This window comes from Kineococcus haloalkalitolerans (assembly GCF_050871905.1).
In the GTDB taxonomy this organism is placed as follows: Bacteria; Actinomycetota; Actinomycetes; order Actinomycetales; family Kineococcaceae; genus Kineococcus.
The window spans coordinates 1-24,277 of record NZ_JBJLSH010000020.1 but is presented as its reverse complement, the minus strand read 5'-3'; the positions used below and the strand labels follow the sequence as shown (position 1 = coordinate 24,277).

The following is a 24,277-nucleotide window of genomic DNA, read 5'->3' as shown; positions in this document are numbered from 1 at the left end:
CGCCCCGCTAGGGTCGCCGCGTGGCGATCCAGGTCAACCCCAGCATCCTCTCCGCCGACTTCGCGCACCTCGCCGCGGAGCTGGCGCGCATCTCCACGGCCGACGCCGCGCACGTGGACGTCATGGACGGCCACTTCGTGCCCAACCTCACCCTCGGCCTGCCGGTGGTGGAGGCGCTGCAGGCGGTCTCGCCCGTCCCGCTGGACTGCCACCTGATGATCGAGGCGCCCGACCGGTGGGCGCCGGCCTACGCCGAGGCCGGGGCCGCGGGCGTCACCTTCCACGCCGAGGCCGCCGCCGCCCCCGTCAAGCTCGCCCGCGAGATCCGCGCCGCCGGCGGACGCGCCGGCCTGGCCCTGCGCCCGGCCACCCCGCTGGAGCCGTTCGTCGACCTGCTGCCGGAGTTCGACATGCTCCTCGTCATGACCGTCGAGCCCGGCTTCGGCGGGCAGAGCTTCCTCGACGTGACGCTGCCGAAGGTCCGCCGCGCCCGCGCCGCCATCGGCGCCTCCGGCCTCGACGTGCGCCTGCAGGTGGACGGCGGCATCTCCGCGGCCACCGTCGAGCGCGCCGCCGAGGCCGGCGCCGACGTCCTCGTCGCCGGCAGCGCCGTGTACGGGGCCGAGGACGCCGCGGCCGCCATCGCGCAGCTGCGCGAGCTGGCCACGGCCGCCTGCGCCCACTGACGCCGGCCGGGGGACGCCTCCCCCGCGCGGGGGTGCGGGCCGCGGGCCGCGTGGTTGAATCGCAGGGCCAGAAGCAGGACCAGCAGCAGGACCAGCGCGCGTGCTCCGGGGTCGGTGGAAGTCCGAACCGGCGGTGACAGTCCGCGAGCCCCCACCCCGGTGGGGGCCGACCCGGTGGGACTCCGGGACCGACGGTGAGAGTCCGGAGGAGAGGCAGCACGCGGCGCCCGCCGACGCTCCCGCGCACCGCGCGCGGGAGCCCGTCGTCGCGCGCCCGACCCCCCGGAGCACCCGTGCCCCGGAGGAGCGAGGCATGACGGGTGGCACCCGCGGCGGCGGCGCGAGCGCGCACGAGGTGCGCGCGATGCGCCGCGCCCTCGACCTCGCCCGCCGCGGACCGGTCACCGGCCCCAACCCGCGGGTGGGCTGCGTGCTCCTCGACGCGGACGGCGCGCCGCTCGCCGAGGGCCACCACGCCGGCGCGGGCACCCCGCACGCCGAGGTGGCCGCCCTGGCCGACCTCGCCGCCCGCGCGGGCGGTTCCGCGGCCGGCCTGACCGCCGTCGTCACCCTGGAGCCGTGCCGGCACACCGGCCGCAGCGGCCCGTGCACCGACGCCCTCACCCGCGCCGGCGTCACCCGCGTCGTCGTCGGCTCGCCCGACCCCAACCCCCGCGCCGCCGGCGGCGCCGAGGTCCTGCGCGGGCGCGGCGTCGACGTCGTCGTCGGCGTGCTGGAGGAGGAGGCGCGCGCCCTCAACGAGCGCTGGGCCGCCGCCGTCGCCCGCGGCCGCCCCTGGGTGACGTGGAAGGTCGCCACCACCCTCGACGGACGCTCGGCCGCCGCCGACGGCACCAGCCGCTGGATCACCTCCGCCGCCGCGCGCGCCGACGTGCACCGGCTGCGCGCCGAGCACGACGCCGTCCTCGTCGGCACCGGCACCGCCCTGGCCGACGACCCCTCCCTGACGGTCCGCCGCGACGGGCGGGTGGACGGCCCGCAGCCGCTGCGGGTGGTCGTCGGCGCGCGCGAGGTGCCGGCCGGCGCCCGGCTGCGCGACGGCGACGCGCCCCTGCTGCACCTGCGCACCCACGACCCGGTGCGCGCCCTGGAGGCGCTGGGCGCCCGCGAGGTGCGCACCGTGCTGCTCGAGGGCGGGCCCCGGCTGGCCGCCGCGTTCTGGCGGGCCGGCGTCGTGGACGAGGTCGTCGCCTACCTCGCGCCCGCCCTGCTGGGCGCCGGGCCCGCCGCCGTCGGCGACCTGGGCGTCACCTCGATGCCCGGCATCGCCCGGCTGCGGGTGCACGACGTCGCCCGCGTCGGCGACGACGTGCGCCTGGTCGCCCGCCCCGCGGTGCCCACCAGGCCCACCAGGCCCACGGGGCCCACCGACCCGTCCCACCCGTCCGCACCCAGGAGGTCAGCCGTGTTCACCGGGATCGTCGAGGAGGTCGGCGAGGTCGTCGCCGTCGAGGCCGGGGACGACTCCGCCCGCCTCACCCTGCGCGGGCCGCTCGTCACCAGCGACGCCGTCCACGGCGCGTCCATCGCCGTCGACGGCGTGTGCCTGACCGTCGTCGAGCAGCCGACGCCGGACACCTTCACCGTCGACGTCATGCGCGAGACCCTCGTGCGCAGCTCCCTGCGCGACGCGGCCCCCGGCCGCCTGGTCAACCTCGAGCGCGCGATGGCCGCCGGCGGCCGCTTCGGCGGCCACGTCGTGCAGGGCCACGTCGACGGCACCGGCACGGTGACCGCCCGCACCCCCGGGGAGCGCTGGGAGGTCGTGCGGGTGGGCATCGCCCCCGAGCTGGCCCGCTACGTCGTGGAGAAGGGCTCGGTCACCGTCGACGGCACCTCCCTGACCGTCAGCGCCGTCAGCGCCGTCGACGACCCCGCCCCGTGGTTCGAGGTCTCCCTCATCCCCACGACGCTGGAGGCCACGACGCTGGGCGCCAAGCCCGCCGGCAGCGTGGTCAACCTCGAGGTCGACGTCCTGGCCAAGTACGTCGAGCGCATGTCGCTGGCCGGGCCGCGCCCGCCGGCCGACCTCGCCCAGGCCGTCGAGGCGGCCCTGTGAGCGCGCCCTGCGCACCGGCCCCCACGGGCGCCGCCGAGGCGGTGGCCGCCGCGCTGGAGTCGCTGGCCGCCGGGCGCCCCGTCCTGGTCACCGACGACGCCGCCCGCGAGGACGAGGGCGACGTCGTCCTGGCCGCGCAGCTGGCCACCGCCGAGTGGATCGGCTGGACGGTGCGGCACACCTCGGGGATGCTCTGCGTCCCGATGAGCGCCGAGCGGGCCGCCGCGCTGGACCTGCCGCCCATGGTCGAGCGCAACGAGGACTCGCTGCGCACCGACTACACGGTCAGCGCCGACGCCGCCACGGGCATCACCACCGGCATCTCGGCGGCCGACCGGGCCCGCACCGCCCGGGTCCTCGCCGACCCGGCCAGCACCCCGGCCGACCTCGTGCGCCCCGGGCACGTCTTCCCCCTGCGGGCGCGCCCGGGCGGCGTCCTGGAGCGGCCCGGGCACACCGAGGCCGCGGTCGACCTGTGCCGGCTGGCCGGCCTGGCGCCCGTGGGCGTCATCGCCGAGCTCGTGCGCGACGACGGGTCGATGGCCCGCTGGGAGGACGTCGTCGCCCTCGGCCGGGCCCACGACCTGCCCGTCCTGACCATCGCGCAGCTGCGCGAGCACCTGGCCGGCACCCGCGGGCCGGACAGCACCACCAGCACCAGCACCACGAGCGACACGGAGGACGCGCGATGAGCGGCGACGGCAGCCCGGAGATCACGGTCGACGGCCGCGGCCTGAAGGTGGCCGTCGTGGCCGCCCGCTGGCACGCGGAGGTCATGGACGGCCTGCTGGCCGGCGCGCGCCGCGCCCTGGAGGAGTCCGGCACCACCGACGTCGTGGAGGTCCGCGTCCCCGGCGCCTTCGAGCTGCCGGTGGCGGCGTCCCGCCTGGCCCGCACGGGCGTCGACGCCGTCGTCGCCCTCGGCGTCGTCATCCGCGGCGGCACCCCGCACTTCGACTACGTCTGCGACGCCGCCACCCAGGGCCTGACGCAGGTGGCCGTCGCCACGGGCGTGCCCGTGGGCTTCGGCGTGCTCACCGTCGACAACGAGGCGCAGGCGCTGCACCGGGCCGGCCTGCGCGGCTCGCGGGAGGACAAGGGCGCCGAGGCGGTGCTGGCGGCGCTGGAGACGGTCGTCGCGCTGCGCGGGGTCGCCCCCCTCGCCTGAGCCGTCCCGCGGCGCGGCCCGGGGGCGGCCCCCACCGCTCCCGGGCCCGCCGGCGCGCCCGCCTAGACTCGCCGCCGTGAAGACCTTCGACGAGCTGTTCGCCGAGCTGACGGACAAGGCGCGCACGCGCCCGGCGGGCTCCGGCACCGTCGTCGAGCTCGACGCCGGCGTGCACGCCATCGGGAAGAAGGTCGTCGAGGAGGCCGCCGAGGTGTGGATGGCCGCCGAGCACGAGACCGCCGAGCGCACCGCCGAGGAGGTCTCGCAGCTGCTGTACCACCTGCAGGTGCTGCTCATCGCCCGCGGCCTGACGCTCGACGACGTGTACGCCCACCTGTGACGCACCGCCCCAGACGAGGAGAACGACCCGTGCTGCGCATCGCCGTCCCCAACAAGGGGTCGCTGTCGGAGGCCGCCAGCGCCATGCTGCGCGAGGCGGGGTACAACCAGCGCCGCGAGGCCAAGGAGCTCATCCTCGACGACCCGGACAACAACGCCCAGTTCGTCTTCCTGCGCCCGCGCGACATCGCCCTGTACGTGGGCTCGGGCACGCTGGACGTCGGCGTCACCGGCCGCGACCTGCTGCTGGACTCGCGCGCGCCCGCCGACGAGGTGCTGCCGCTCGGCTTCGCGCGCAGCACCTTCCGGCTCGCGGCCCGCCCGGGCACGGCCGCCTCGGTGACCGACCTGCAGGGCCGGCGCATCGCGACGAGCTACTCGGGGCTGCTGGGCAAGCACCTGGCCGAGCACGGCGTGTCCGCCGACGTCGTGCACCTGGACGGGGCCGTGGAGACCGCCGTGGCCCTCGGCATCGCCGACGTGATCGCCGACGTCGTCGAGACCGGCACCACCCTGCGCGCCGCCGGGCTGGAGGTCTTCGGCGAGCCGGTGATGCGCTCGGAGGCCGTCCTGGTGCGCCGCACGGGCGCCCCCGCCGACCCGGCCGTCGACGTGCTGGTGCGCCGCCTGCAGGGCGTGCTCGTGGCCCGCCAGTACGCGATGGTCGACTACGACTGCCCCAAGCACCTCGTCGAGGCCGCCTGCGCCATCACCCCCGGCCTGGAGTCGCCCACGGTCTCCCCGCTGGCCGACCCGGACTGGGTCGCGGTGCGGGCCATGGTCAGCAAGTCGTCCACCAACCGCGTCATGGACGAGCTGTACGACCTGGGTGCGCGCGCGATCCTCGTGACCAGCATCCACGCCTGCCGGCTGTGACAGCGCCGCTGGACGCGCCGTTCCGGCCCCGGCGCGCGCGGATCGCCGGGTACGCCGTCGCCGTCCTCGTCGTGGTGACGATGGTCGTGATCTCGCTGGCGCTGGGCACCTCCCCGGACTCGGGGTGGACGGTCGTGGACACGCTGTCCGCGCTGGTGTTCGCCGCCCTCGTCGCCGGCGGGCTCGTGCGCCTGGTGGGGGTGCGCGCCCTGCCCACCGACGAGGCGCTCGTGGTGCGCAACGTCCTGTACACGACGCGGGTGGACTGGGGCGCGGTGATCGCCGTGCGCTTCGGCGGCGCCGACCCGTGGCTGACGCTGGACCTGGACGACGGGCAGAACCTGGCGGTCATGGCCGTGCAGCGCGCCGACGGCGCCCACGCCCAGGCCGAGGCCGAGCGGCTGGCGCGGCTGGTGCGCTCGCGCGCGCCGCAGCCCCCGCCGGGCTGAGGCCGCCGCGGGTCCTCACCCGGCGGCCGGGCGCAGCACGCGCCAGCCGGGCCCGTCGGCACCGCCCGGCAGCGCGCTGTCCACCACGACGTCCGCCCGCTCGCGGGTGCCCTCGGCGGCGAACAGCCGGGTCTCCTGCGCGGCCCAGCGCTCCCAGTGCGGGGCGTACACGTCGCCGTCGCGGGCCAGCGCCCGCTCGCGGCGCACGCCGGCCGGGGCCTGCACCCACACCAGGCGCGAGACCCACCGGGCCGCGGCCCGCGCCCCGCAGCCGACGCCCTCGACGACGAGCAGCGGTGCCGGCGGCACCTCGACGACCGCGCCGGGCGCGTCGGCGGTCCAGTCCCAGCGCCGGTAGCGGCCGGGCCGTCCCGCGGCCAGCGGGGTGAGGACGCCGTCGGCCAGCAGCGGCACCGAGACCGCCAGCCCGTCCCAGCCGGGGTAGAGGTCCTCCACGTGCAGCAGCGGGGCCGTCAGCGCGGCCGCCAGGGCCCCGGCCAGCACCGTCTTGCCCGCCCCCGACGGCCCGTCGACAGCCACCAGCCACGGGCGCGCCACGGGCGCGGGAGGGCTCACCAGCGGCAGCAGCCGCTCGACGAGCGCCGCGGTGCCCAGCACGACCTCACCGCCGGCCACGGCGGCCACGGGTCAGAACCAGGTGGGGCACCACGGCTGCTCGGGCGTGGCCAGCAGCGCGTCCAGCCGCCAGGCCCGGTCGGGGGAGGCGCACACCAGCCGCCCGGCGGCCGCCAGCGCGGTCGCGCGGCCGCCGCCCAGCAGCAGCGTCCCCAGCTCGGCCACGCCCAGCGTCACGTCGGGCTCGTCCGCGCACGTCTCGACCTGCCCGCACGTCCACCCGTCCGGGGTGCGCGCCGAGCCCTCGACGGTCAGCCGGACGGTGCCGCCGGCCAGGCCGTCGGGGTCCACGACGCGCAGCACGAGGGAGTCGCGGCCCAGGTAGCGCCGGGCGCACAGGGCGCCGGGCACGTCGAGGACGCGCAGCCACAGGAAGTCGTCGACGGGCTGCTGCTGCGCGGCGCGGGGGTCGGCCAGCAGGTGCGGCAGCAGCTCGTCCTCGGGGCGGTCGCCCGCGCTGACCGAGCGCACCAGGTCCACCGACGCCACGAACCGCCACAGGTCGGCGTAGGCCGCCGTCGTCGTGGCGGTCAGGTCCAGCACGCGCGCCGTGGAGCGCGGCACGCGCCCGGCCCACGCCTCGGTCAGCTCGTACAGGGCGTACCCGTCGGGGTGACCGTCCTCGCCGGAGTGCACGACGAGGTGGGTGCGCCGGTCCGCCGCCGACGGGACGGCGAAGCGCTCGTCCCACCAGCGCCCGTCGCGCTCCAGCCCGCCGGCGCGGGAGCGGCGGGCGCGGTCGTGCACCTCGCGCTGCGCGTCGGTGCCGGCGCGCGGGTCGACCAGCCGCAGCGTCCCCCCGGTGGGGGCGTCGGGGCGCAGGGCCGCCCGGTCGGCGTCCAGCGTCCACGTCGTCGAGCGGGTCGCGGCGCCGAAGCCGAAGCGGCCGTAGATGGGCGCCTCCATCGCGATGAGCGCCGCCAGGGCGTGCCCGGTCTCGCGCGCGCGGTGCAGGTCCTCGCCGAGGAGGTGGCGCAGGACGCCGCGGCGGCGGTGGGTCGGCAGCACGCCCACGGAGCTGACCGCGTCCACGGTGACCGGCCCGGCGCCCGGCAGCGTCAGCTCGGTGTCGAAGGAGCGCAGCGTGCCCACCGGCTCGTCGCCGTCGAAGGCCGCGCGCAGCCGGTGCCCGGCCACGGAGCGGCGGCGGGCGGCGCGCTGCGCCTCGTCGGGCAGCTCCTGCAGCATCGCCACGGCGGGCACGCGGGCCCAGGCGTCCACCGCGTCCGGGTCGTGGCTGTCGACGTCGGCGAACCGCAGGGAGGTCACGCCCGGCACGCTACCCCGGTGATCGCGGGTGCGCCGGGGGAGCGCGCGGGGGCGACTACCCTCCCGGTGTGAGCGTCGCGGTGCGAGTCATCCCCTGCCTGGACGTGGACGCCGGGCGCGTCGTCAAGGGCGTCAACTTCACCGACCTGCGCGACGCGGGCGACCCCGTCGAGCTGGCGCACCGCTACGACGCCGAGGGCGCCGACGAGCTGACGTTCCTCGACGTGACGGCCTCCTCGGGCTCGCGCGAGACCACGTACGACGTGGTGCGCCGCACCGCGGAGCAGGTGTTCATCCCCCTGACCGTCGGCGGCGGGGTGCGCAGCGCCGACGACGTCTCCCGGTTGCTGCGCGCCGGCGCGGACAAGGTGGGCGTCAACACGGCCGCCATCGCCCGCCCGGAGCTGATCCGCGAGATCGCCCACCGCTTCGGCTCGCAGGTCCTCGTCGTCTCCGTCGACGCCCGCCGCACCCCGCCGGGCACGCCCCCGACCCCCTCCGGCTACGAGGTCACCACGCACGGCGGCCGGCGCGGCACGGGCCTGGACGCGGTGGAGTGGGCCGCGCGCGCCGCCGAGCTGGGGGCGGGGGAGGTCCTGCTGAACTCGATGGACGCCGACGGCACGAAGGCCGGCTTCGACCTGGAGATGCTCGCGGCCGTCCGCGCCCGCGTGTCCGTGCCGCTGGTCGCCAGCGGCGGCGCCGGCGCGGTGGAGCACTTCGCGCCCGCGGTGGCCGCGGGCGCCGACGCCGTCCTGGCGGCGAGCGTCTTCCACTTCCAGCAGCTGACGATCGGGCAGGTCAAGGACGCCCTGCGCGCCGACGGCGTCCCCGTGCGCTGAGGGCCCTCAGCCCGCGGCGGGGAAGGCCTGCTGGAAGCGGTGGACGGCCTGCGGGAAGCCGCCGACCTCCACGCGGGCCCGCGAGCGGCGCCCGAAGGCGTGCAGCAGCAGCTCCTGCGGCTGCCCGGTGAGCGTGACGGCGGGCACGCCCTTGCGGACGGCGGCGCGCGGGCCGTCCGGCACGACGAGCACCACGCCCACGCCGGAGCGGTGGTACGCCACCCGGGCCAGGGTGCGCGCGGTGCGCCACAGCGCCCGCGACTCCTGCGCGTCCAGCTCCCGCGGGGTCCAGCCGTCCTGGGCGCGCCGCACGTCCTCGCGGTGGGTGAAGAACTCGGCGAGGTTGACGAGCTCGTCGACGGCGCCCGCGCGCGCCGGGCTCCACGCCGGCGGCCCCGAGCGCACCCGGTCGACGAGCTCGCCGAACGGCAGCGCGGCCAGCTCCTCCTGCACCCGCTCGGCGCGGCGGCCGGCCGCGGGCACCAGCCGCCCCGCGACCCCGCCGAGGGCCACGCCGGGGCGCCCGTCGCGCACGTGCAGGTGCACGAGCAGGTCGCGCACGCTCCAGCCCTCGCACAGCGTCGGCGCGTCGGGGCCGGCGGCCAGCGCGTCGTCGCACAGGCCGGAGCGTTCGCGGGCGGCGAGGGCGGTCACGGCGAGATCGTCGCACGGCGGCCGGGGCGGCGCCGCGGGGCGCCCGCGCCGCCCGCGCGGGTGCCCGCCGCCGCCGCGGGCGGTGCCATCATCGAGCCCGTGCCCGACGCCGTCCCGACCTCCGCCCCGACCCCCGCCCCCGCTGCTCCCGCGCCCGCGCCTGGCCCCGTCCTCGACCCGGCCGTCGCCGCCCTGCTCAAGCGCGACCCGGCCGGCCTGGTGTGCGCCGTCGTGCAGCAGCACGACACCCGCGAGGTGCTCATGGTGGCGTGGATGGACGAGACGGCGCTGGCCAGCACCCTGAGCACGGGCCGGGCGACCTACTGGTCGCGCAGCCGGCGCTCGCTGTGGCGCAAGGGCGACACCTCCGGGCACGTGCAGCACGTCAAGCGCGTCTCGCTGGACTGCGACGGCGACGCCCTCCTCGTGGAGGTCGACCAGGTCGGCGCCGCCTGCCACACCGGCGACCGCACGTGCTTCGACGCCCGCCCGCTGCCGGTCACCGAGGCAGGGCCGAGCGCGTGACCCCCGCCCGCGAGCGCGGCGCCCTGCTCCTGCTGGCGGCCGGCGGGTCGCTGCTGGCGCTGGCGACCGGTGCGCCGCAGTGGCTGGCGGGCGCGGTGGAGACCCCCACCGGTCTCGTGCCGGTGGGCGCCACCGGTCGCGCGGCGGCCCCGCTGGCCACCGCGGCGGCCCTCGTCGGCGCCGCGGCCGCGGTCGCCGCCGCCATCGGCCGCCGCCTGGCCCGCGCGCTGGCCGCCCTCGTGCTGGTGCTGGCCGGGGCGGGCGTGGCCGTCGCCAGCCTCGCGGTCCTCGCGCAGCCGCAGGACGGCCTGGACGCGGCGGCCCGGGCGGCCAGCGCGCGCACGAGCGCGGTGGCCGCCGGTCCCGTCGACGTCTCACCCTGGCCGGTGGTGTCCGCGGCCGGCGGCGCCGCGGCGGCGCTGGCGGGCGCCGGGGTGCTCGTGCGCGGCCGCCGCTGGACGAGCGCCCCCACCTCGCGCCGCTACGAGCGCGACGCCTCCGCGGCCCCCGGCACCCACCCGGCCCCGCGGGCCCCGGAGGTCGCCGAGGACCCGGCCGCGGCGTGGGACTCCCTGACCCGCGGCGACGACCCCACGGGGGGCGGGCCCGCCGGGAGCGGGTCCGCCGGGTCCACGGGACCCGGCGGGTCCGGTCCGTCGCGCTGAGCGGGGGCGCCGGTACCGTGGTCGTCGGCAGGACCGCACGCAGACCGTGACCGAGGAGCGACCGTGACGACCGAGCGACCCGAAGACCAGCACCCCGACGGGGCGCACGACGAGCTCGGCCACGGGCACAGCGTGGCGGCCTGGGCCGGGGTGGGCATCGCCCTCGTCGGCTTCACGATCCTCTGCCTGGCGGTCGTCTTCCCGAGCCTGGTCTGGGGCGTGATCGGCAGCGTGGTGGTCCTCGCCTCGCTCGTCGCGAGCTTCGCGCTGTCCAAGGCCGGGTACGGCGTCAAGGACGCCTCCGGCAAGCCGGTGGGCCTGCGCCGCCCCTCGCACTGACACCCGGCCCGCCGCGGCCACCGACGGCGCGCGTCCCCCCCCCCGCGGGGGGACGCGCGCCGTCGTGCGTGCGGTGGCCGGTGCGCGGGGTGCACGGGCGGCTCGGGGGCGCGCCCGCCCGGGGCTAGCATCGGGGTCGTGACCGTGCTCGACGACATCCTCGCCGGTGTCCGTGAGGACCTGGCCGCCCGGAAGGCGGCCACCTCGCTGGACGAGCTGAAGGAGCGCGCCCACCGCCAGGTGCCCGCCAAGGACGCGGTCGCGGTGCTCAAGCCCCGCGACGAGGGGCAGCGCGGCGTCAAGGTGATCGCGGAGGTCAAGCGCCGCAGCCCCTCCAAGGGCGCGCTGGCCGACATCCCGGACCCGGCGCACCTGGCGGCGCAGTACGAGCTGGGCGGCGCCAGCGTCATCAGCTGCCTGACCGAGCAGCGCCGCTTCGGCGGCAGCCTGGAGGACCTGCGCGCCGTGCGCTGCGCGGTGGACGTCCCCGTGCTGCGCAAGGACTTCGTCGTGGAGTCGTACCAGCTGTGGGAGGCGCGGGCGTGGGGCGCGGACGTCGTCCTGCTCATCGTGGCCGCGCTGGAGCAGGAGGCCCTCGTCTCGCTGGTCGAGCGCACCCGCTCCCTGGGGATGACCGCCCTGGTCGAGGTGCACACCGCCGAGGAGGTGGCCCGCGCGCTCGACGCCGACGCCCGCGTCGTCGGGGTCAACGCCCGGGACCTGAAGACCCTCGAGGTCGACAACGGCCGCTTCGCGGACCTGGCCCCGCTGCTGCCCGACACGGTCGTCAAGGTCGCCGAGTCCGGCGTGCGCGGCCCGCACGACGTGGTCGAGTACGCCCGCGCCGGCGCCGACGCCGTGCTGGTCGGCGAGACGCTCGTGCGCGGGGACGACCCGCGCCGCGCCGTGGCCGACCTCGTCGCGGCCGGCGCCCACCCGGCGGTGCAGGCGGTGCGCCCGTGACCGCGCAGACGCCCTCCCGCAGCCTGGCCGCCGAACGCGGCCCCTACTTCGGCGACTTCGGCGGCCGGTTCGTGCCCGAGGCCCTGGTCGCGGCCCTCGACGAGATCGAGGCCGCGCACACCGCGGCGATGGCCGACGAGGGCTTCCTGGCCGAGCTGGCCGAGCTGCACCGCAGCTACTCCGGGCGCCCGAGCATCATCACCGAGGTGCCGCGCTTCGCCGAGCACGCCGGTGGCGCGCGCGTGCTGCTCAAGCGCGAGGACCTCAACCACACCGGCTCCCACAAGATCAACAACGTGCTGGGGCAGGCGCTGCTGACCCGCCGGATGGGCAAGAAGAGGGTCATCGCCGAGACCGGCGCGGGTCAGCACGGCGTGGCCACGGCGACGGCCGCCGCGCTCATGGGCCTGGAGTGCACGGTCTACATGGGCGAGGAGGACACCCGCCGCCAGGCGCTGAACGTCGCCCGGATGCGTCTGCTGGGCGCTGAGGTCGTGCCCGTCACCGTCGGCACCCGCACCCTCAAGGACGCCGTCAACGAGGCGTTCCGCGACTGGGTGGCCTCCGTGGACACCACCCACTACGTCTTCGGCACGGTCGCCGGTCCGCACCCCTTCCCGGTGCTGGTGCGCGACTACCAGCGCGTGGTGGGCCTGGAGGCCCGCGAGCAGGTGCCGGCGCTGGTCGGCCGCCTGCCGGACGCGGTGTGCGCGTGCGTGGGCGGCGGTTCCAACGCCATCGGGATCTTCCACGCCTTCCTCGACGACCCGCAGGTCGCCCTGTTCGGCTTCGAGGCCGGCGGCGACGGCGTGGACACGCAGCGGCACGCCTCGTCGATCACGGGCGGGGCCGCGGGCGTGTTCCAGGGCTCGCGCAGCTACGTGCTGCAGGACGAGGACGGCCAGACGCTGGACTCGCACTCGATCTCCGCCGGCCTGGACTACCCGGGCGTCGGCCCCGAGCACGCCTGGCTGGCGGCCAGCGGCCGCGCCACGTACCGGCCGGTCACCGACGCGGAGGCCATGGAGGCCTTCCGCCTGCTGTGCCGCACCGAGGGCATCATCCCGGCCATCGAGACCGCGCACGCCCTCGCCGGGGCGCTCGTGGTCGGCCGGGAGCTGGCCGCCCGGCGCGGGCCGGGCGAGGAGCCGCCGGTGGTGCTGGTCAGCCTGTCCGGGCGCGGCGACAAGGACGTGGACACCGCGGCCCGCTGGTTCGGGCTGGTCAGCGACGCCGACCTGGTGGCGTCGGAGGCGGAGCGCGTCGCGGACGCGCCCGAGGAGACGGAGGCCTCCGGGTGGTGAGCGCGGCGCAGCAGCCGGTGGGCGCGACGGGGACGGCGGCGCCCGCCGCCGGCCGGGCCGCGGCGGCCGTGGACCGGGCGCGCGAGGAGGGCCGCGCGGCCCTGGTGGCGTACCTGCCCGTCGGCTTCCCCGACGTGGCCGGCAGCGTGGAGGCCGCGAAGGCGGCCGTCGACGGCGGCGCCGACGTGGTCGAGCTCGGCCTGCCCTACTCGGACCCGACCATGGACGGGGCGACCATCCAGCGCGCCGTCGACGCCGCGCTGGCCGCCCGCACCCGCCCGGCCGACGTGCTGCGCGCGGTCGAGGCCGTGGCCGCCACGGGCGCGGCCGTCCTGGTCATGACCTACTGGCCGCCGGTGGACCGCTACGGCGTCGACCGGTTCGCCGCCGACCTCGCCTCGGCCGGGGGAGCGGGGCTCATCACACCCGACCTCATCCCCGACGAGGCGGGCGCCTGGCTGGCCGCCAGCGACGCCCACGACCTGGAGCGCGTCTTCCTCGTCGCCCCCAGCTCCACCGACGCGCGCCTGGTGCGCACGACGTCCGCCTGCCGCGGCTTCGTCTACGCGGCCTCGCTGATGGGTGTCACGGGCGCCCGCGCCAGCGTGGGCGCCGGGGCCCGCGACCTCGTCGCGCGCACCCGCGCCGCCGGCGCCGAGCGCGTGTGCGTCGGCCTGGGCGTGTCCACCCCGGAGCAGGCGCAGGAGGTCGCCGGCTACGCCGACGGCGTCATCGTCGGCTCCGCGTTCGTCTCCCGACTGCTCGAGGCGCCCTCGCGCGCCGAGGGCGTGCGGGCCGTGGGTGCCCTGGCCGCCGACCTGTCGGCCGGCGTGCGGCGCCGCTGAGGCCCGCCCGGGCCACCGGAACCCCCCGCCGGGCCCGGGAGTCGTACCCGCGGGAGGGCGCTCGCGCGCTCCCGCCCGCCCGCGGGCCCGCCCGCGGGCGTCCGCGCGTCCCGTGAGGAGTCCCTTCGTGAGCAGCAAGAAGCGCCCCGGCGGCAACCCCGCCCGCGCCGGCCAGGCCGAGGACGCGCGCGAGGCCCGGCGCGCCAGGGCCGCGGCGCTGCGCGAGCGCGAGCTGGCCCGCGAGCGCCGGCGCCGGGTGACGCTGGTCACCACCGCGGTCGTCGTGGCCCTCGCGGTCGTGGCCACCGTCGTCGTCCTCGTGGTGCGCCAGCGCGACGCGGCCACCTCGACCGAGGGCGCGACACCGGCCGCCGCCACCTCCGCCTCCGGCGGCATCGTGCTGGAGGGCAGCCCCGCCGAGGGCGAGGCGCCCACGGTCGACGTGTGGCTGGACTACCAGTGCCCCTTCTGCGCGCAGCTGGAGGACACCACCGGCGAGGCGCTGACCGAGCTGGCCGCCGAGGGCGAGGCGCGCGTGGTCGTGCACGCCGTCAGCTTCCTGGACGCCAACCTGCGCAACGACTCCTCCGAGCGGGCGGCCGCCGCGGCCGCCGCGGCCGCCGAGCAGGACCGCTTCGCCGAGTACACGCGGGTGGTCTTCGCCGACCAGCCCGGTCACGACGGCAACCCGGGCGCCGAGGGCGACGGGTACACCGACGAGCAGCTGCGCGCCTTCGCCGAGGAGGCCGGCGTGCCGGACCTGGAGGCCTGGCAGCGCGCCTACGACGAGGGCACCTACGTCGGGTACGTGCGCCGGGTGGAGGCCGCGCGCGCCGAGCAGGGCGTGCAGGGCACCCCGACCGTGCGGCTGACCCCGGCCGACGGCGGGGAGGCGACCGACCTGGACGCCTCCCGCCTCCTGGACGCCCAGGGCCCGCAGTACCTGCGCGAGCAGGTCGCCGCGGTGGCCGCCCCGTGACCGCCGGCCTGAGCGCCGGCCTGGCCGCCGCGATCCCGAGCCCCACGCAGGCGGTCTGGTACCTGGGCCCGGTGCCCGTGCGCGCCTACGCGCTGTGCATCGTGCTGGGCATCGTGCTGGGCCTGTGGATCACCGACCGGCGCTGGCGCGCGCGCGGCGGCCGCAAGGACTTCGCCCTCGACGTGGCCGTGTGGGCGGTGCCGCTGGGCATCGTCGGTGCCAGGCTCTACCACGTCGTCACCTCCCCGGACGCGTACTTCGGTCCCGGCGGGGATCCGGTGCGTGCCCTGTACGTGTGGGACGGCGGCCTGGGGATCTGGGGGGCCATCGCCCTGGGGGCCGTGGGCGCGTGGATCGCCTGCCGTCGCGCGGGCTACCGGTTCGCGCCGTTCGCCGACGCCATCGCCCCCGGTCTCCTGGTGGCGCAGGCCGTCGGCCGCTGGGGCAACTGGTGGAACAACGAGCTGTACGGGCGCGAGACCGACCTGCCGTGGGCGCTGGAGGTGCACCGCTGGGACGGCTCCGCCGGCCGCGCCGTCACCGGCCCGGACGGCACCGCCGAGGTGCTGGGCACCTTCCACCCCACGTTCCTGTACGAGTCGCTGTGGTGCTTGCTGGCCGCGGGCGTCCTCGTGCTGGCCGACCGGCGCTGGCGGCTGCGGCACGGGCAGGCCTTCCTGCTGTACGTGGTGCTGTACACGGCCGGGCGCTCGGTCACGGAGGCGCTGCGCGTGGACGACGCCACGATCATCGCGGGCCAGCGGGTCAACACCTGGGTCAGCGCGGTGGTGCTGCTGGTGGCCCTGGTCGCGCTGGTGGTCTCCCGCCGCCGTCACGGCGGTGGTCCGGACCAGCCGCTGGAGCGGGTACCGTCCTCCCTGGCCACCCCGGCGGACACCCCGTCCGGAGGGCCGGCCGACGGTGACGCCCGTCCCGTCGACCCTGAGCGCTCGGCGCAGCCACGGACCGTGAGCGAGCCGGTCAGCGGCTCTCGAGAGGACCCGCGCGAGGACGGCGCCGCACCACGGTGACGCCGGTTCGTGATGGTTCGGTGACGACCCGGCGGCGCTGAAGCGTCGGTCCTGGGCGTTACAGTGAGGTGAACGTGGGCCAGCGCCGCCCCTCGTTCGACGCGTGCCCGCCGGGCGCGCGGCCAGCCCAGCGAGAGTCGGACTCGCCCGGGGACGACCCACGTCGCCGCCCGGGACTCCCCCTGTCCACCGAGGCCCTGCGGGTCTCACCTCCGAGGACGGTGCACCCATGTCGTTCCCCCTCGCGCCGCGGACCCCCGCGGACCGCACGACCAACCCGCTGCCCTTCTCCGCGCTGCCGGCCGAGGCGGGCCTGTACGACCGCGCCTCCGAGAAGGACGCCTGCGGCGTCGCCTTCGTGGCGACGATGCGCGGTGAGCCCGGGCACGACATCGTCCAGCACGCCCTGACGGCCCTGCGCAACCTCGACCACCGCGGCGCGGTGGGCGCCGAGACGACCACGGGCGACGGCGCCGGGATCCTGACCCAGGTCCCCGACGAGTTCCTGCGCGCCGTGACCGCGGAGCTGGGCGTCGAGCTGCCCGCCAAGGGCGCCTACGCGGTCGGCAACGCCTTCCTGCCCGTCGACCCCGACGAGCGGGCAGCCGCCGTCGCGCGCGTGGAGGAGATCGCCGCCGAGGAGCAGGTGCGCGTCCTGGGCTGGCGCGACGTGCCGGTGACCGCCGACCTCGTCGGCGCGCAGGCCCGCGCCTGCATGCCCTTCTTCGCACAAGTCTTCGTCGAGGGCCTGGCCGGTGAGACGGGCATCGACCTGGACCGGCGCGTGTACGCGGTGCGCAAGCGCGCCGAGCGCGAGCTGGGCGTGTACTTCCCCTCGCTGTCGGCGCGGACGCTCGTCTACAAGGGCATGCTGACCACCGGTCAGCTGGAGCCCTTCTTCCCCGACCTGTCCGACCGCCGCTTCACCAGCGAGCTGGGCCTGGTCCACTCCCGCTTCTCCACGAACACGTTCCCCTCGTGGCCGCTGGCGCACCCCTTCCGCACGATCGCCCACAACGGCGAGATCAACACGGTCAAGGGCAACCGCAACTGGACGGCCGCGCGCGAGTCGACGATGAGCACCCCGCTCATCCCGGGCGACGTGCAGCGGCTGGGCCCGGTGTGCGCGACGGAGGGCTCGGACTCGGCCTCCTTCGACGAGGTCCTGGAGCTGCTGCACCTGGCGGGGCGCTCCCTGCCGCACGCGGTGCTGATGATGATCCCCGAGCCGTGGGAGAACAACACCGAGATGGACCCGGCCCGCCGGGCCTTCTACGAGTTCCACGCCATGTCCGCCGAGCCGTGGGACGGCCCGGCCAACCTGGTCTTCACCGACGGCACCGTCATCGGCGGCGTCCTGGACCGCAACGGCCTGCGCCCCTCCCGCTACTGGGTCACCGACGACGGCCTGGTGGTCCTGGCCAGCGAGGTCGGCGTCCTCGAGCTCGACCCCGCCTCGATCGTCTCCCGCGGGCGCGTGGCCCCGGGCAAGATGTTCCTCGTCGACACCGCCCGCGGGCGCATCGTCGACGACGAGGAGGTCAAGGCGGAGCTGGCCGCGGCCCAGCCGTACGCGGAGTGGCTGAAGAACGTCGTGCACCTGGGCGACCTGCCCCCGCGCGAGCACGTCGTGCACACCCACGCCTCGGTGGCGCGCCGGCAGCAGACCTTCGGCTACACCGAGGAGGAGCTGCGCCTCATCCTCGCGCCGATGGCGCGCGCGGGCGCCGAGCCGATCGGCTCGATGGGCTCCGACACCCCGCTGGCCGTCCTGTCGGACCGCCCCCGGCTGCTCTTCGACTACTTCACGCAGCTGTTCGCGCAGGTGACCAACCCGCCGCTGGACGCGATCCGCGAGGAGCTGGTCACCTCGCTGATGACCATCGCGGGCCCGCAGCAGAACGTCCTGACGGAGTCCCCGGCGCACTGCCACCAGCTGGTGCTGCCCTTCCCGGTCATCGACAACGACGAGCTCGCCAAGATCGTCCACATCGACCGCGACCGCCGCAACCCGGGCCGCACGACGCACACCGTCAAGGGCCTGTACCGGGTCGCCGGCGGTGGCGCGGAGCTGGCCCGGCGCATCGAGGAGATCCGCGCGGAGGTCTCGCGCGCCATCGCCGACGGCGCCGTCTTCGTCGTGCTCTCCGACCGCGACTCCACCTCCGAGCACGCGCCGATCCCGTCGCTGCTGCTGACCTCGGCGGTGCACCACCACCTGGTGCGCCAGAAGCTGCGCACCCAGGTCGGTCTGATCGTCGAGGCCGGCGACGTGCGCGAGGTGCACCACGTCGCGCTGCTCATCGGCTACGGCGCCGCGGCGATCAACCCGTACCTGGCGATGGAGACGGTCGAGGACCTCGTCCGCACCGGCGTCATCACCAACGTCGACGCCCAGACCGCCGTGAGGAACCTCATCAAGGCGCTGGGCAAGGGCGTGCTGAAGGTGATGTCCAAGATGGGCATCTCGACGGTCGCCTCCTACCGCGGCGCGCAGGTCTTCGAGGCCATCGGCCTGAGCCAGACGCTGGTGGACGAGTACTTCACCGCCACCACCTCGCGCCTCGGCGGCGTCGGCCTCGACGTCCTGGCCGAGGAGGTCTCCCGCCGCCACCGCGTCGCCTACCCCGTCGAGGGGCAGGAGCGCGCGCACCGGCGCCTGGAGGTCGGCGGGGAGTACCAGTGGCGCCGCGAGGGCGAGCCGCACCTGTTCGACCCCGAGACGGTCTTCAAGCTCCAGCACTCCACCCGCCAGCGCAACGAGCAGGTGTACCGCGAGTACACCCAGCGGGTGGACGAGCAGTCCGAGCGGCTCATGACGCTGCGCGGCCTGCTGCAGCTGAAGAAGGGCGTGCGCGAGCCCGTGCCGCTGGAGGAGGTCGAGCCGGTCAGCGAGATCGTCAAGCGCTTCTCCACCGGCGCGATGAGCTACGGCTCGATCAGCCAGGAGGCCCACGAGGTCCTGGCCGTCGCCATGAACAGGCTGGGCGGCAAGTCCAACACCGGTGAGGGCGGCGAGGACGTCGACCGCCTGCTGGACCCGGTGCGCAACTCGGCGATCAAGCAGATCGCCTCCGGCCGCTTCGGCGTCACCAGCAGCTACCTCACGCACGCCACCGACCTGCAGATCAAGGTCGCCCAGGGCGCCAAGCCCGGCGAGGGCGGGCAGCTGCCCGGGCACAAGGTCTACCCGAACATCGCGAAGACGCGGCACTCCACGCCGGGCGTCGGGCTGATCTCCCCGCCGCCGCACCACGACATCTACTCGATCGAGGACCTCGCCCAGCTCATCCACGACCTGAAGAACTCCAACCCCGCGGCGCGCGTGCACGTCAAGCTCGTCTCCGAGGTCGGGGTCGGCACGGTCGCCACGGGCGTGTCCAAGGCCAAGGCCGACGTCGTGCTCATCTCCGGCCACGACGGCGGGACGGGCGCCGCGCCGCTGACGAGCCTCAAGCACGCCGGCGGGCCCTGGGAGCTGGGCCTGGCCGAGACGCAGCAGACGCTCGTGGTCAACGGCCTGCGCGACCGCATCTCGGTGCAGGTCGACGGTCAGCTGAAGACCGGCCGCGACGTGGTCGTGGCGGCGCTGCTGGGCGCGGAGGAGTACGGCTTCGCCACCGCACCGCTCGTGGTCGCCGGCTGCATCATGATGCGCGTGTGCCAGCTGGACACCTGTCCGGTCGGCGTCGCCACCCAGAACCCCGAGCTGCGCGCCCGCTTCACGGGCCAGGCCGACCACGTCGTGAACTTCTTCGAGTTCCTGGCGCAGGAGGTGCGCGAGCTGCTCGCCTCCCTGGGCTTCCGGTCCCTGCAGGAGGCCGTCGGGCACGTCGAGGTCCTCGACACCCGCCGCGCCGTGGCGCACTGGAAGGCCTCGGGCCTGGACCTGTCGCCGATCCTGCACGCTCCCGCGGCGCCGGAGGGCACCACGCTGCACTGCTCGGTCACCCAGGACCACGCGCTGGAGAAGGCCCTGGACCACGTGCTCATCGAGCGCAGCGCCGAGGCCCTGGAGAACGGCACACCGGTGCGCTTCGAGCTGCCGATCCGCAACGTCAACCGCACCGTGGGCACGATGCTCGGGCACGAGCTGACGCTGCGCCACGGCGAGCGGGGGCTGCCGGAGGGGACGATCGACGTCACCCTCACCGGTTCGGGCGGGCAGTCCTTCGGCGCCTTCCTGCCGCGCGGCATCACGCTGCGCCTGGTGGGCGACACCAACGACTACGTCGGCAAGGGCCTGTCCGGCGGTACGGTCGTGGTCCGGCCCGACCGCGCCTCGGCCGTGCGCGAGCGCGACATCGTCGCCGGCAACGTCATCGGCTACGGCGCCACCAGCGGCAAGCTGTTCCTGCGCGGGGAGGTCGGCGAGCGCTTCTGCGTGCGCAACTCCGGCGCCACCGCCGTCGTGGAGGGCGTGGGCGACCACGCGCTGGAGTACATGACGGGCGGGGAGGTGGTCGTCCTGGGCCGCACGGGCCGCAACGTGGCCGCCGGCATGTCCGGCGGGTTCGCCCACGTGCTCGACCTCAAGGAGCACCGGGTCAACCACGACATGGTCTCGCTGCGCCCCCTGGACGACGAGGCCGCCGCCCGCGTCCACGACCTGCTCGTGGAGCACCGGGAGAACACCGACTCCCCGCTGGCCGCCCGGCTCCTCGCCGACTGGGGCGCCGCGCGCCAGCGCTTCACCACCATCGTCCCGCGGGACTTCCAGCGCGTGCTGGACGTCCGGGCCAAGGCCGTCGACGAGGGCTTGGAGCCCGACTCCGACGCCGTGCTCACCCGCATCATGGAGGCTTCTCATGGTTGATCCCCGGGGGTTCCTGCGGGTCCGCGAGCGCGAGCTGCCGCCGCGCCGGCCGGTCCCGCTGCGCCTGATGGACTGGCGCGAGGTGTACGAGAAGCAGGACACCGACCAGCTGCGCCGGCAGGCGGGCCGCTGCATGGACTGCGGCATCCCGTTCTGCCACAGCGCCTGCCCGCTGGGGAACCTCATCCCCGAGTGGAACGACCTGGTCACGCGCGGGGACTTCGCCGAGGCCTCCGAGCGCCTGCACGCGACGAACAACTTCCCGGAGTTCACGGGCAAGCTGTGCCCGGCCCCGTGCGAGTCGGCGTGCGTGCTGGGCATCAACCAGCCGCCGGTGACCATCAAGCAGGTCGAGGTGATGATCGCCGAGACGGCCGCCGAGCGCGGCTGGCTGGAGCCGCGCCCGCCGGAGCGCCTGACGGGCAAGACCGTCGCCGTCGTCGGCTCCGGCCCGGCGGGCCTGGCGGCCGCGCAGCAGCTGACCCGGGCCGGTCACACCGTCGCCGTCTTCGAGCGCGACGACAAGATCGGCGGGCTGATGCGCTACGGCATCCCCGAGTTCAAGATGGAGCGCGCCGTCCTGGACCGCCGGCTGGCGCAGATGGAGGCCGAGGGCACCCGCTTCCGCCCCGGTGTCGACATCGGCACCGACATCACCGGTGAGCAGCTGCGCGAGCGCTACGACGCCGTCGTGGTCGCCACGGGTGCCACCCAGTGGCGCGAGGTGGACGTCCCCGGCCGGGAGCTGGCCGGGATCCACCAGGCGATGGAGTTCCTGCCGCCGACCAACCGCGTCGCGGTGGGCGAGGAGCGGCCGCACGACTACATCGACGCCCACGGCCTGGACGTGGTCATCATCGGCGGCGGCGACACCGGCTCCGACTGCTACGGCACCTCGCTGCGCCAGGGCGCGCGCTCGGTGACGCAGCTGGACATCTACCCGCAGGCGCCGGGGGAGCGGGCCGACGCCGAGCCGTGGCCCACGATGCCCAAGGTGTTCACCGTGTCCTCCTCGCACGAGGAGGGCGGGCGCCGGGAGTTCTCCGCCAGCACCAAGGCGCTGCTGGGCGACGAGGACGGGCGCGTGCGCGCCCTGCAGATCGTCGAGGTGCGCAAGGTCGACGGCACCTGGACCCCCGTGGAGGGCTCCGAGCGGGAGCTGCCCGCGCAGCTGGTGCTGCTGGCCATCGGCTTCTCCGGCCCGGAGGCCGGCCCGCTGGTGCAGCAGCTGGGCCTGGCGCAGGACGAGCGCACGCGCTTCGCGCGCACGCCGGGCTACGCCACCACCACCCCGGGCGTGTTCGTCGCCGGGGACGCCGGGCGCGGGCAGTCGCTCATCGTCTGGGCCATCGCCGAGGGCCGGGCGTGCGCCGCGGCCGTGGACGAGTACCTCATGGGGGACACGGCTCTGCCGGCGCCGGTGCGCGCCGACGCCAAGCCGCTGACCGTCTGAGCGCCGCCCCGCACGCGCGAGGGGGCCTCCCGGTGCGACCGGGAGGCCCCCTCGCGCGTGCCCGCGGGCGCTCAGCCGGCCCGGTTCACCAGGCGGCGACCTGCTCGCGGTCGTAGCTCCACACGGCCGTGTCGCTGATGACCGTCACGTCGGCGGCGTGCCCGCGCAGCCCGCGCGCGGCGGCGGCCTCGCCGACCTTCTCCAGCGCCCGCTGGGCGGCGCTCTCGGCGTCCAGGCCGTCGCCGTCGACGCTGATGACCACGTCGTGCTCGGGCGCCTCGACGTCCTCCACGCGCGGGTGGGCGGCCTGCAGCTGGCGCACCAGCCCGGCGAGGTCGTCGGCGGACCAGGTGCCGTCGGGGTGCAGGCGCACGTAGACGGCGTACTCGTGGTCGAGGTCGCCCATGCCCTCCTCGATGAGCTCGTCGATCTCCAGGTCCACGGCGGTGCCCTGCACCAGCGCGTCGTCCCCGCGCGCGCGGTCGGGGCGGTCGAGGCGGTCGTCGTGTCGGCCCAGCACGTCCATGCCGCCAGCATGACCGCTCCCGCCGCCGGCGCACGTCGAGGTCCCCCGGGCGCCGGAGGACCTCCACGACCTCCCCACGAGCCGGTGGTGCCGCCCGGTGCGCGGCGCGGGACGGCCGCCCCCTAGGCTCGGAGCATGCGCAGAGCCAAGATCGTCTGCACGCTCGGGCCGGCCGTGGACGGCGAGGAGCGGGTGCGGGCGCTGGTGGACGCCGGGATGGACGTCGCCCGGATGAACCTCAGCCACGGGTCCCAGGACGAGCACCGGGCCCGGTACGAGACCGTGCGGGCCGCCGCGGAGGCGTCGGGCCGCGCCGTCGGCATCTTCGCCGACCTGCAGGGTCCGAAGATCCGCCTCGGCAAGTTCGCCGACGGACCCCACGACCTCGCGGTCGGCGACGTCTTCACCATCACGACGGAGGACGTCCTCGGCACGAAGGACCTGTGCTCGACCACCTACGAGGGCCTGCCCGGCGACGTCTCGCCCGGCGACCGCATCCTCATCGACGACGGCAAGGTCGGCCTCGACGTCCTGGAGGTGGACGGCCCGCGCGTGGTGACCCGCTGCGCGGTCCCCGGCCCGGTGTCGAACAACAAGGGCATCAACCTGCCGGGCGTGGCCGTCAGCGTGCCGGCGCTGTCGGACAAGGACGTCGACGACCTGCGCTTCGCCCTGCGCCTGGGCGTCGACATGGTGGCGCTGTCGTTCGTGCGCAGCGCCGCCGACGTCGACGACGTGCACCGGATCATGGCGGAGGAGGGCGTCACCGTCCCCGTCATCGCCAAGATCGAGAAGCCGCAGGCCGTGGACAACCTGCGCGAGATCGTGGCGGCCTTCGACGGCATCATGGTCGCGCGCGGCGACCTGGGCGTGGAGCTGCCGCTGGAGGAGGTCCCCCTCGTCCAGAAGCGCGTCATCGAGCTGGCCCGCCGCCAGGCCAAGCCGGTCATCGTGGCCACGCAGATGCTCGAGTCGATGATCACCAGCCCGCGGCCCACCCGCGCCGAGGCGTCGGACTGCGCCAACGCGGTCCTGGACGGCGCGGACGCCCTCATGCTGTCCGGCGAGACGAGCGTGGGCGCCTTCCCGTTCGAGGCCGTGCGGACGATGGCCCGCGTCATCGAGAACACCGAGGCGCACGGCGGCGAGCGCATCGCCCCGCTGGGCACCACCCCGCACACCAAGGGCGGGGCGGTCACCCTGGCCGCCTCAGAGATCGGCAAGCAGCTGGACGCGAAGCTGCTGGTGACCTTCACCCAGAGCGGCGACTCCGCGCGCCGGCTCTCGCGCCTGCGCTCGGCCATCCCGCTGCTGGCGTTCACGCCTGAGGAGGCGGTCCGCCGCCGCCTGGCGCTCAGCTGGGGCACCGAGCCGGAGTACGCGCCGTTCATCAACACCACGGACGAGATGGTCAAGGCCGTCGACGCCCGCCTGCAGGAGATGGGCCGCTGCGCGGTCGGCGACCTCGTGGTCATCGTGGCCGGTGCCCCCCCGGGCATCGTCGGCTCGACCAACGCCGTGCGCGTGCACCGCATCGGCGACGCGACCGCGGGCGTGTCCTCGGCCTACGCCTGAGGCGTGGGCGGGACGGGGGGGGGGGGGGGGGGGGGGGGGGGGGGGGGGGGGGGGGGGGGGGGGGGGGGGGGGGGGGGGGGGGGGGGGGGGGGGGGGGGGGGGCGGGGGGGGGGGGCTTCGGGGCGGCGTTGCTGCTCGACGGGTGGGTGCTGCTGGGCCGGCCGGACCTGCGCGCCCAGGAGGAGGCGCTGCGCCGGTGGACGGCCGCGGCCTCCCTCGTGCGCGGTGCCGGGCAGGGCGGCGCGGTGGTCGTCGTC

Annotated in this window: 22 protein-coding genes, 1 pseudogene and 1 riboswitch; of the genes and pseudogenes, 19 read left to right on the top strand and 4 right to left on the bottom strand. The window is 76.4% G+C overall.

Annotated elements, in window-relative coordinates:
• Positions 1–20: 20 nt before the first annotated feature.
• The 7 genes and pseudogenes from rpe (at position 21) to ACRYMY_RS09755 (ending at position 5,598) form a co-directional block, all read left to right on the top strand.
• The gene (rpe, locus tag ACRYMY_RS09785; RefSeq protein WP_432547068.1) at positions 21–686 is read left to right on the top strand and encodes a ribulose-phosphate 3-epimerase; all 666 of its coding nucleotides are present in this window, start codon (positions 21–23) and stop codon (positions 684–686) included.
• Between the two features lie 96 nt (positions 687–782).
• Positions 783–910, top strand: a riboswitch (FMN riboswitch).
• Between the two features lie 89 nt (positions 911–999).
• Positions 1,000–2,766, top strand: coding sequence for a bifunctional diaminohydroxyphosphoribosylaminopyrimidine deaminase/5-amino-6-(5-phosphoribosylamino)uracil reductase RibD (ribD, locus tag ACRYMY_RS09780; protein WP_432547067.1), 1,767 nt, complete (start codon positions 1,000–1,002; stop codon positions 2,764–2,766).
• Positions 2,767–2,807: 41 nt separating this feature from the next.
• A pseudogene (gene ribB, locus ACRYMY_RS09775) lies at positions 2,808–3,378 on the top strand (3,4-dihydroxy-2-butanone-4-phosphate synthase); the annotation flags it as partial.
• A gap of 76 nt (positions 3,379–3,454) precedes the next feature.
• Positions 3,455–3,934, top strand: a complete 480-nt coding sequence (ribH, locus tag ACRYMY_RS09770; protein ID WP_432547066.1) for a 6,7-dimethyl-8-ribityllumazine synthase — start codon at positions 3,455–3,457, stop codon at positions 3,932–3,934.
• Positions 3,935–4,010: 76 nt separating this feature from the next.
• Positions 4,011–4,274 (top strand): phosphoribosyl-ATP diphosphatase, encoded by a 264-nt coding sequence (locus ACRYMY_RS09765; protein ID WP_369052223.1) that lies wholly within the window; start codon positions 4,011–4,013, stop codon positions 4,272–4,274.
• Positions 4,275–4,303: 29 nt separating this feature from the next.
• Positions 4,304–5,149, top strand: a complete 846-nt coding sequence (hisG, locus tag ACRYMY_RS09760) for an ATP phosphoribosyltransferase (protein WP_369052222.1) — start codon at positions 4,304–4,306, stop codon at positions 5,147–5,149.
• On the top strand, positions 5,146–5,598 hold the full coding sequence (locus ACRYMY_RS09755; protein ID WP_432547065.1) for a PH domain-containing protein: 453 nt from the start codon (positions 5,146–5,148) through the stop codon (positions 5,596–5,598). Before hisG ends, ACRYMY_RS09755 begins: the two co-directional genes overlap by 4 nt.
• A 15-nt stretch (positions 5,599–5,613) precedes the next feature.
• On the opposite strand, the gene ACRYMY_RS09750 is transcribed toward ACRYMY_RS09755, so the two are convergent.
• Both ACRYMY_RS09750 and ACRYMY_RS09745 read right to left on the bottom strand, forming a co-directional pair.
• Positions 5,614–6,243 carry a nucleoside/nucleotide kinase family protein gene (locus ACRYMY_RS09750; protein ID WP_432547064.1) on the bottom strand — a complete coding sequence of 210 codons (630 nt, stop codon included), beginning with the start codon at positions 6,241–6,243 and terminating at the stop codon, positions 5,614–5,616.
• 3 nt (positions 6,244–6,246) lie between these two features.
• The gene (locus ACRYMY_RS09745) at positions 6,247–7,503 is read right to left on the bottom strand and encodes a GNAT family N-acetyltransferase (protein WP_432547063.1); all 1,257 of its coding nucleotides are present in this window, start codon (positions 7,501–7,503) and stop codon (positions 6,247–6,249) included.
• 68 nt (positions 7,504–7,571) lie between these two features.
• Here ACRYMY_RS09745 and hisF point away from each other — a divergent pair, with 68 nt between their 5' ends.
• Entirely contained in the window at positions 7,572–8,345 is a 774-nt protein-coding gene (gene hisF / locus ACRYMY_RS09740; RefSeq protein WP_432547062.1) for an imidazole glycerol phosphate synthase subunit HisF, read from the top strand.
• A 6-nt stretch (positions 8,346–8,351) separates the two neighbouring features.
• On the opposite strand, the gene ACRYMY_RS09735 is transcribed toward hisF, so the two are convergent.
• Positions 8,352–8,999 (bottom strand): TIGR03085 family metal-binding protein, encoded by a 648-nt coding sequence (locus ACRYMY_RS09735; protein ID WP_432547061.1) that lies wholly within the window; start codon positions 8,997–8,999, stop codon positions 8,352–8,354.
• Between the two features lie 99 nt (positions 9,000–9,098).
• Between ACRYMY_RS09735 and hisI the strand changes: the two genes are divergently transcribed.
• The 10 genes from hisI to ACRYMY_RS09685 all read left to right on the top strand — a co-directional run bounded on the left by hisI (position 9,099) and on the right by ACRYMY_RS09685 (position 21,919).
• A complete protein-coding gene (hisI, locus tag ACRYMY_RS09730; protein ID WP_432547060.1) occupies positions 9,099–9,524 on the top strand; it encodes a phosphoribosyl-AMP cyclohydrolase in 426 nt (141 codons plus the stop codon).
• Positions 9,521–10,189 carry a Trp biosynthesis-associated membrane protein gene (locus ACRYMY_RS09725; protein WP_432547059.1) on the top strand — a complete coding sequence of 223 codons (669 nt, stop codon included), beginning with the start codon at positions 9,521–9,523 and terminating at the stop codon, positions 10,187–10,189. Before hisI ends, ACRYMY_RS09725 begins: the two co-directional genes overlap by 4 nt.
• Before the next feature lie 63 nt (positions 10,190–10,252).
• A complete protein-coding gene (locus ACRYMY_RS09720; protein ID WP_432547058.1) occupies positions 10,253–10,528 on the top strand; it encodes an HGxxPAAW family protein in 276 nt (91 codons plus the stop codon).
• Between the two features lie 138 nt (positions 10,529–10,666).
• Positions 10,667–11,491, top strand: a complete 825-nt coding sequence (trpC, locus tag ACRYMY_RS09715; protein WP_432547057.1) for an indole-3-glycerol phosphate synthase TrpC — start codon at positions 10,667–10,669, stop codon at positions 11,489–11,491.
• Positions 11,488–12,795 (top strand): tryptophan synthase subunit beta, encoded by a 1,308-nt coding sequence (trpB, locus tag ACRYMY_RS09710; protein ID WP_432547056.1) that lies wholly within the window; start codon positions 11,488–11,490, stop codon positions 12,793–12,795. The genes trpC and trpB overlap by 4 nt, the downstream gene beginning before the upstream one ends.
• Positions 12,796–12,812: 17 nt before the next feature.
• Positions 12,813–13,640, top strand: a complete 828-nt coding sequence (gene trpA, locus ACRYMY_RS09705; RefSeq protein ID WP_432547107.1) for a tryptophan synthase subunit alpha — start codon at positions 12,813–12,815, stop codon at positions 13,638–13,640.
• 127 nt (positions 13,641–13,767) lie between these two features.
• Positions 13,768–14,619 carry a DsbA family protein gene (locus tag ACRYMY_RS09700; RefSeq protein WP_432547055.1) on the top strand — a complete coding sequence of 284 codons (852 nt, stop codon included), beginning with the start codon at positions 13,768–13,770 and terminating at the stop codon, positions 14,617–14,619.
• Positions 14,616–15,650, top strand: a complete 1,035-nt coding sequence (gene lgt, locus ACRYMY_RS09695; RefSeq protein ID WP_432547054.1) for a prolipoprotein diacylglyceryl transferase — start codon at positions 14,616–14,618, stop codon at positions 15,648–15,650. Before ACRYMY_RS09700 ends, lgt begins: the two co-directional genes overlap by 4 nt.
• A 229-nt stretch (positions 15,651–15,879) precedes the next feature.
• Positions 15,880–20,466, top strand: coding sequence for a glutamate synthase large subunit (gene gltB, locus ACRYMY_RS09690; RefSeq protein ID WP_432547053.1), 4,587 nt, complete (start codon positions 15,880–15,882; stop codon positions 20,464–20,466).
• Entirely contained in the window at positions 20,459–21,919 is a 1,461-nt protein-coding gene (locus ACRYMY_RS09685; protein ID WP_432547052.1) for a glutamate synthase subunit beta, read from the top strand. The genes gltB and ACRYMY_RS09685 overlap by 8 nt, the downstream gene beginning before the upstream one ends.
• 85 nt (positions 21,920–22,004) lie before the next feature.
• Here the strand turns inward: ACRYMY_RS09685 and ACRYMY_RS09680 are convergent, their stop codons facing one another.
• Positions 22,005–22,445: a hypothetical protein gene (locus tag ACRYMY_RS09680; protein ID WP_432547051.1), complete on the bottom strand. Its 441-nt coding sequence runs from the start codon at positions 22,443–22,445 to the stop codon at positions 22,005–22,007.
• A 135-nt stretch (positions 22,446–22,580) separates the two neighbouring features.
• On the opposite strand from ACRYMY_RS09680, the gene pyk reads away from it, so the two are divergent.
• Positions 22,581–24,020 carry a pyruvate kinase gene (gene pyk, locus ACRYMY_RS09675; protein WP_432547050.1) on the top strand — a complete coding sequence of 480 codons (1,440 nt, stop codon included), beginning with the start codon at positions 22,581–22,583 and terminating at the stop codon, positions 24,018–24,020.
• The last annotated feature ends 257 nt before the right edge of the window (positions 24,021–24,277 follow it).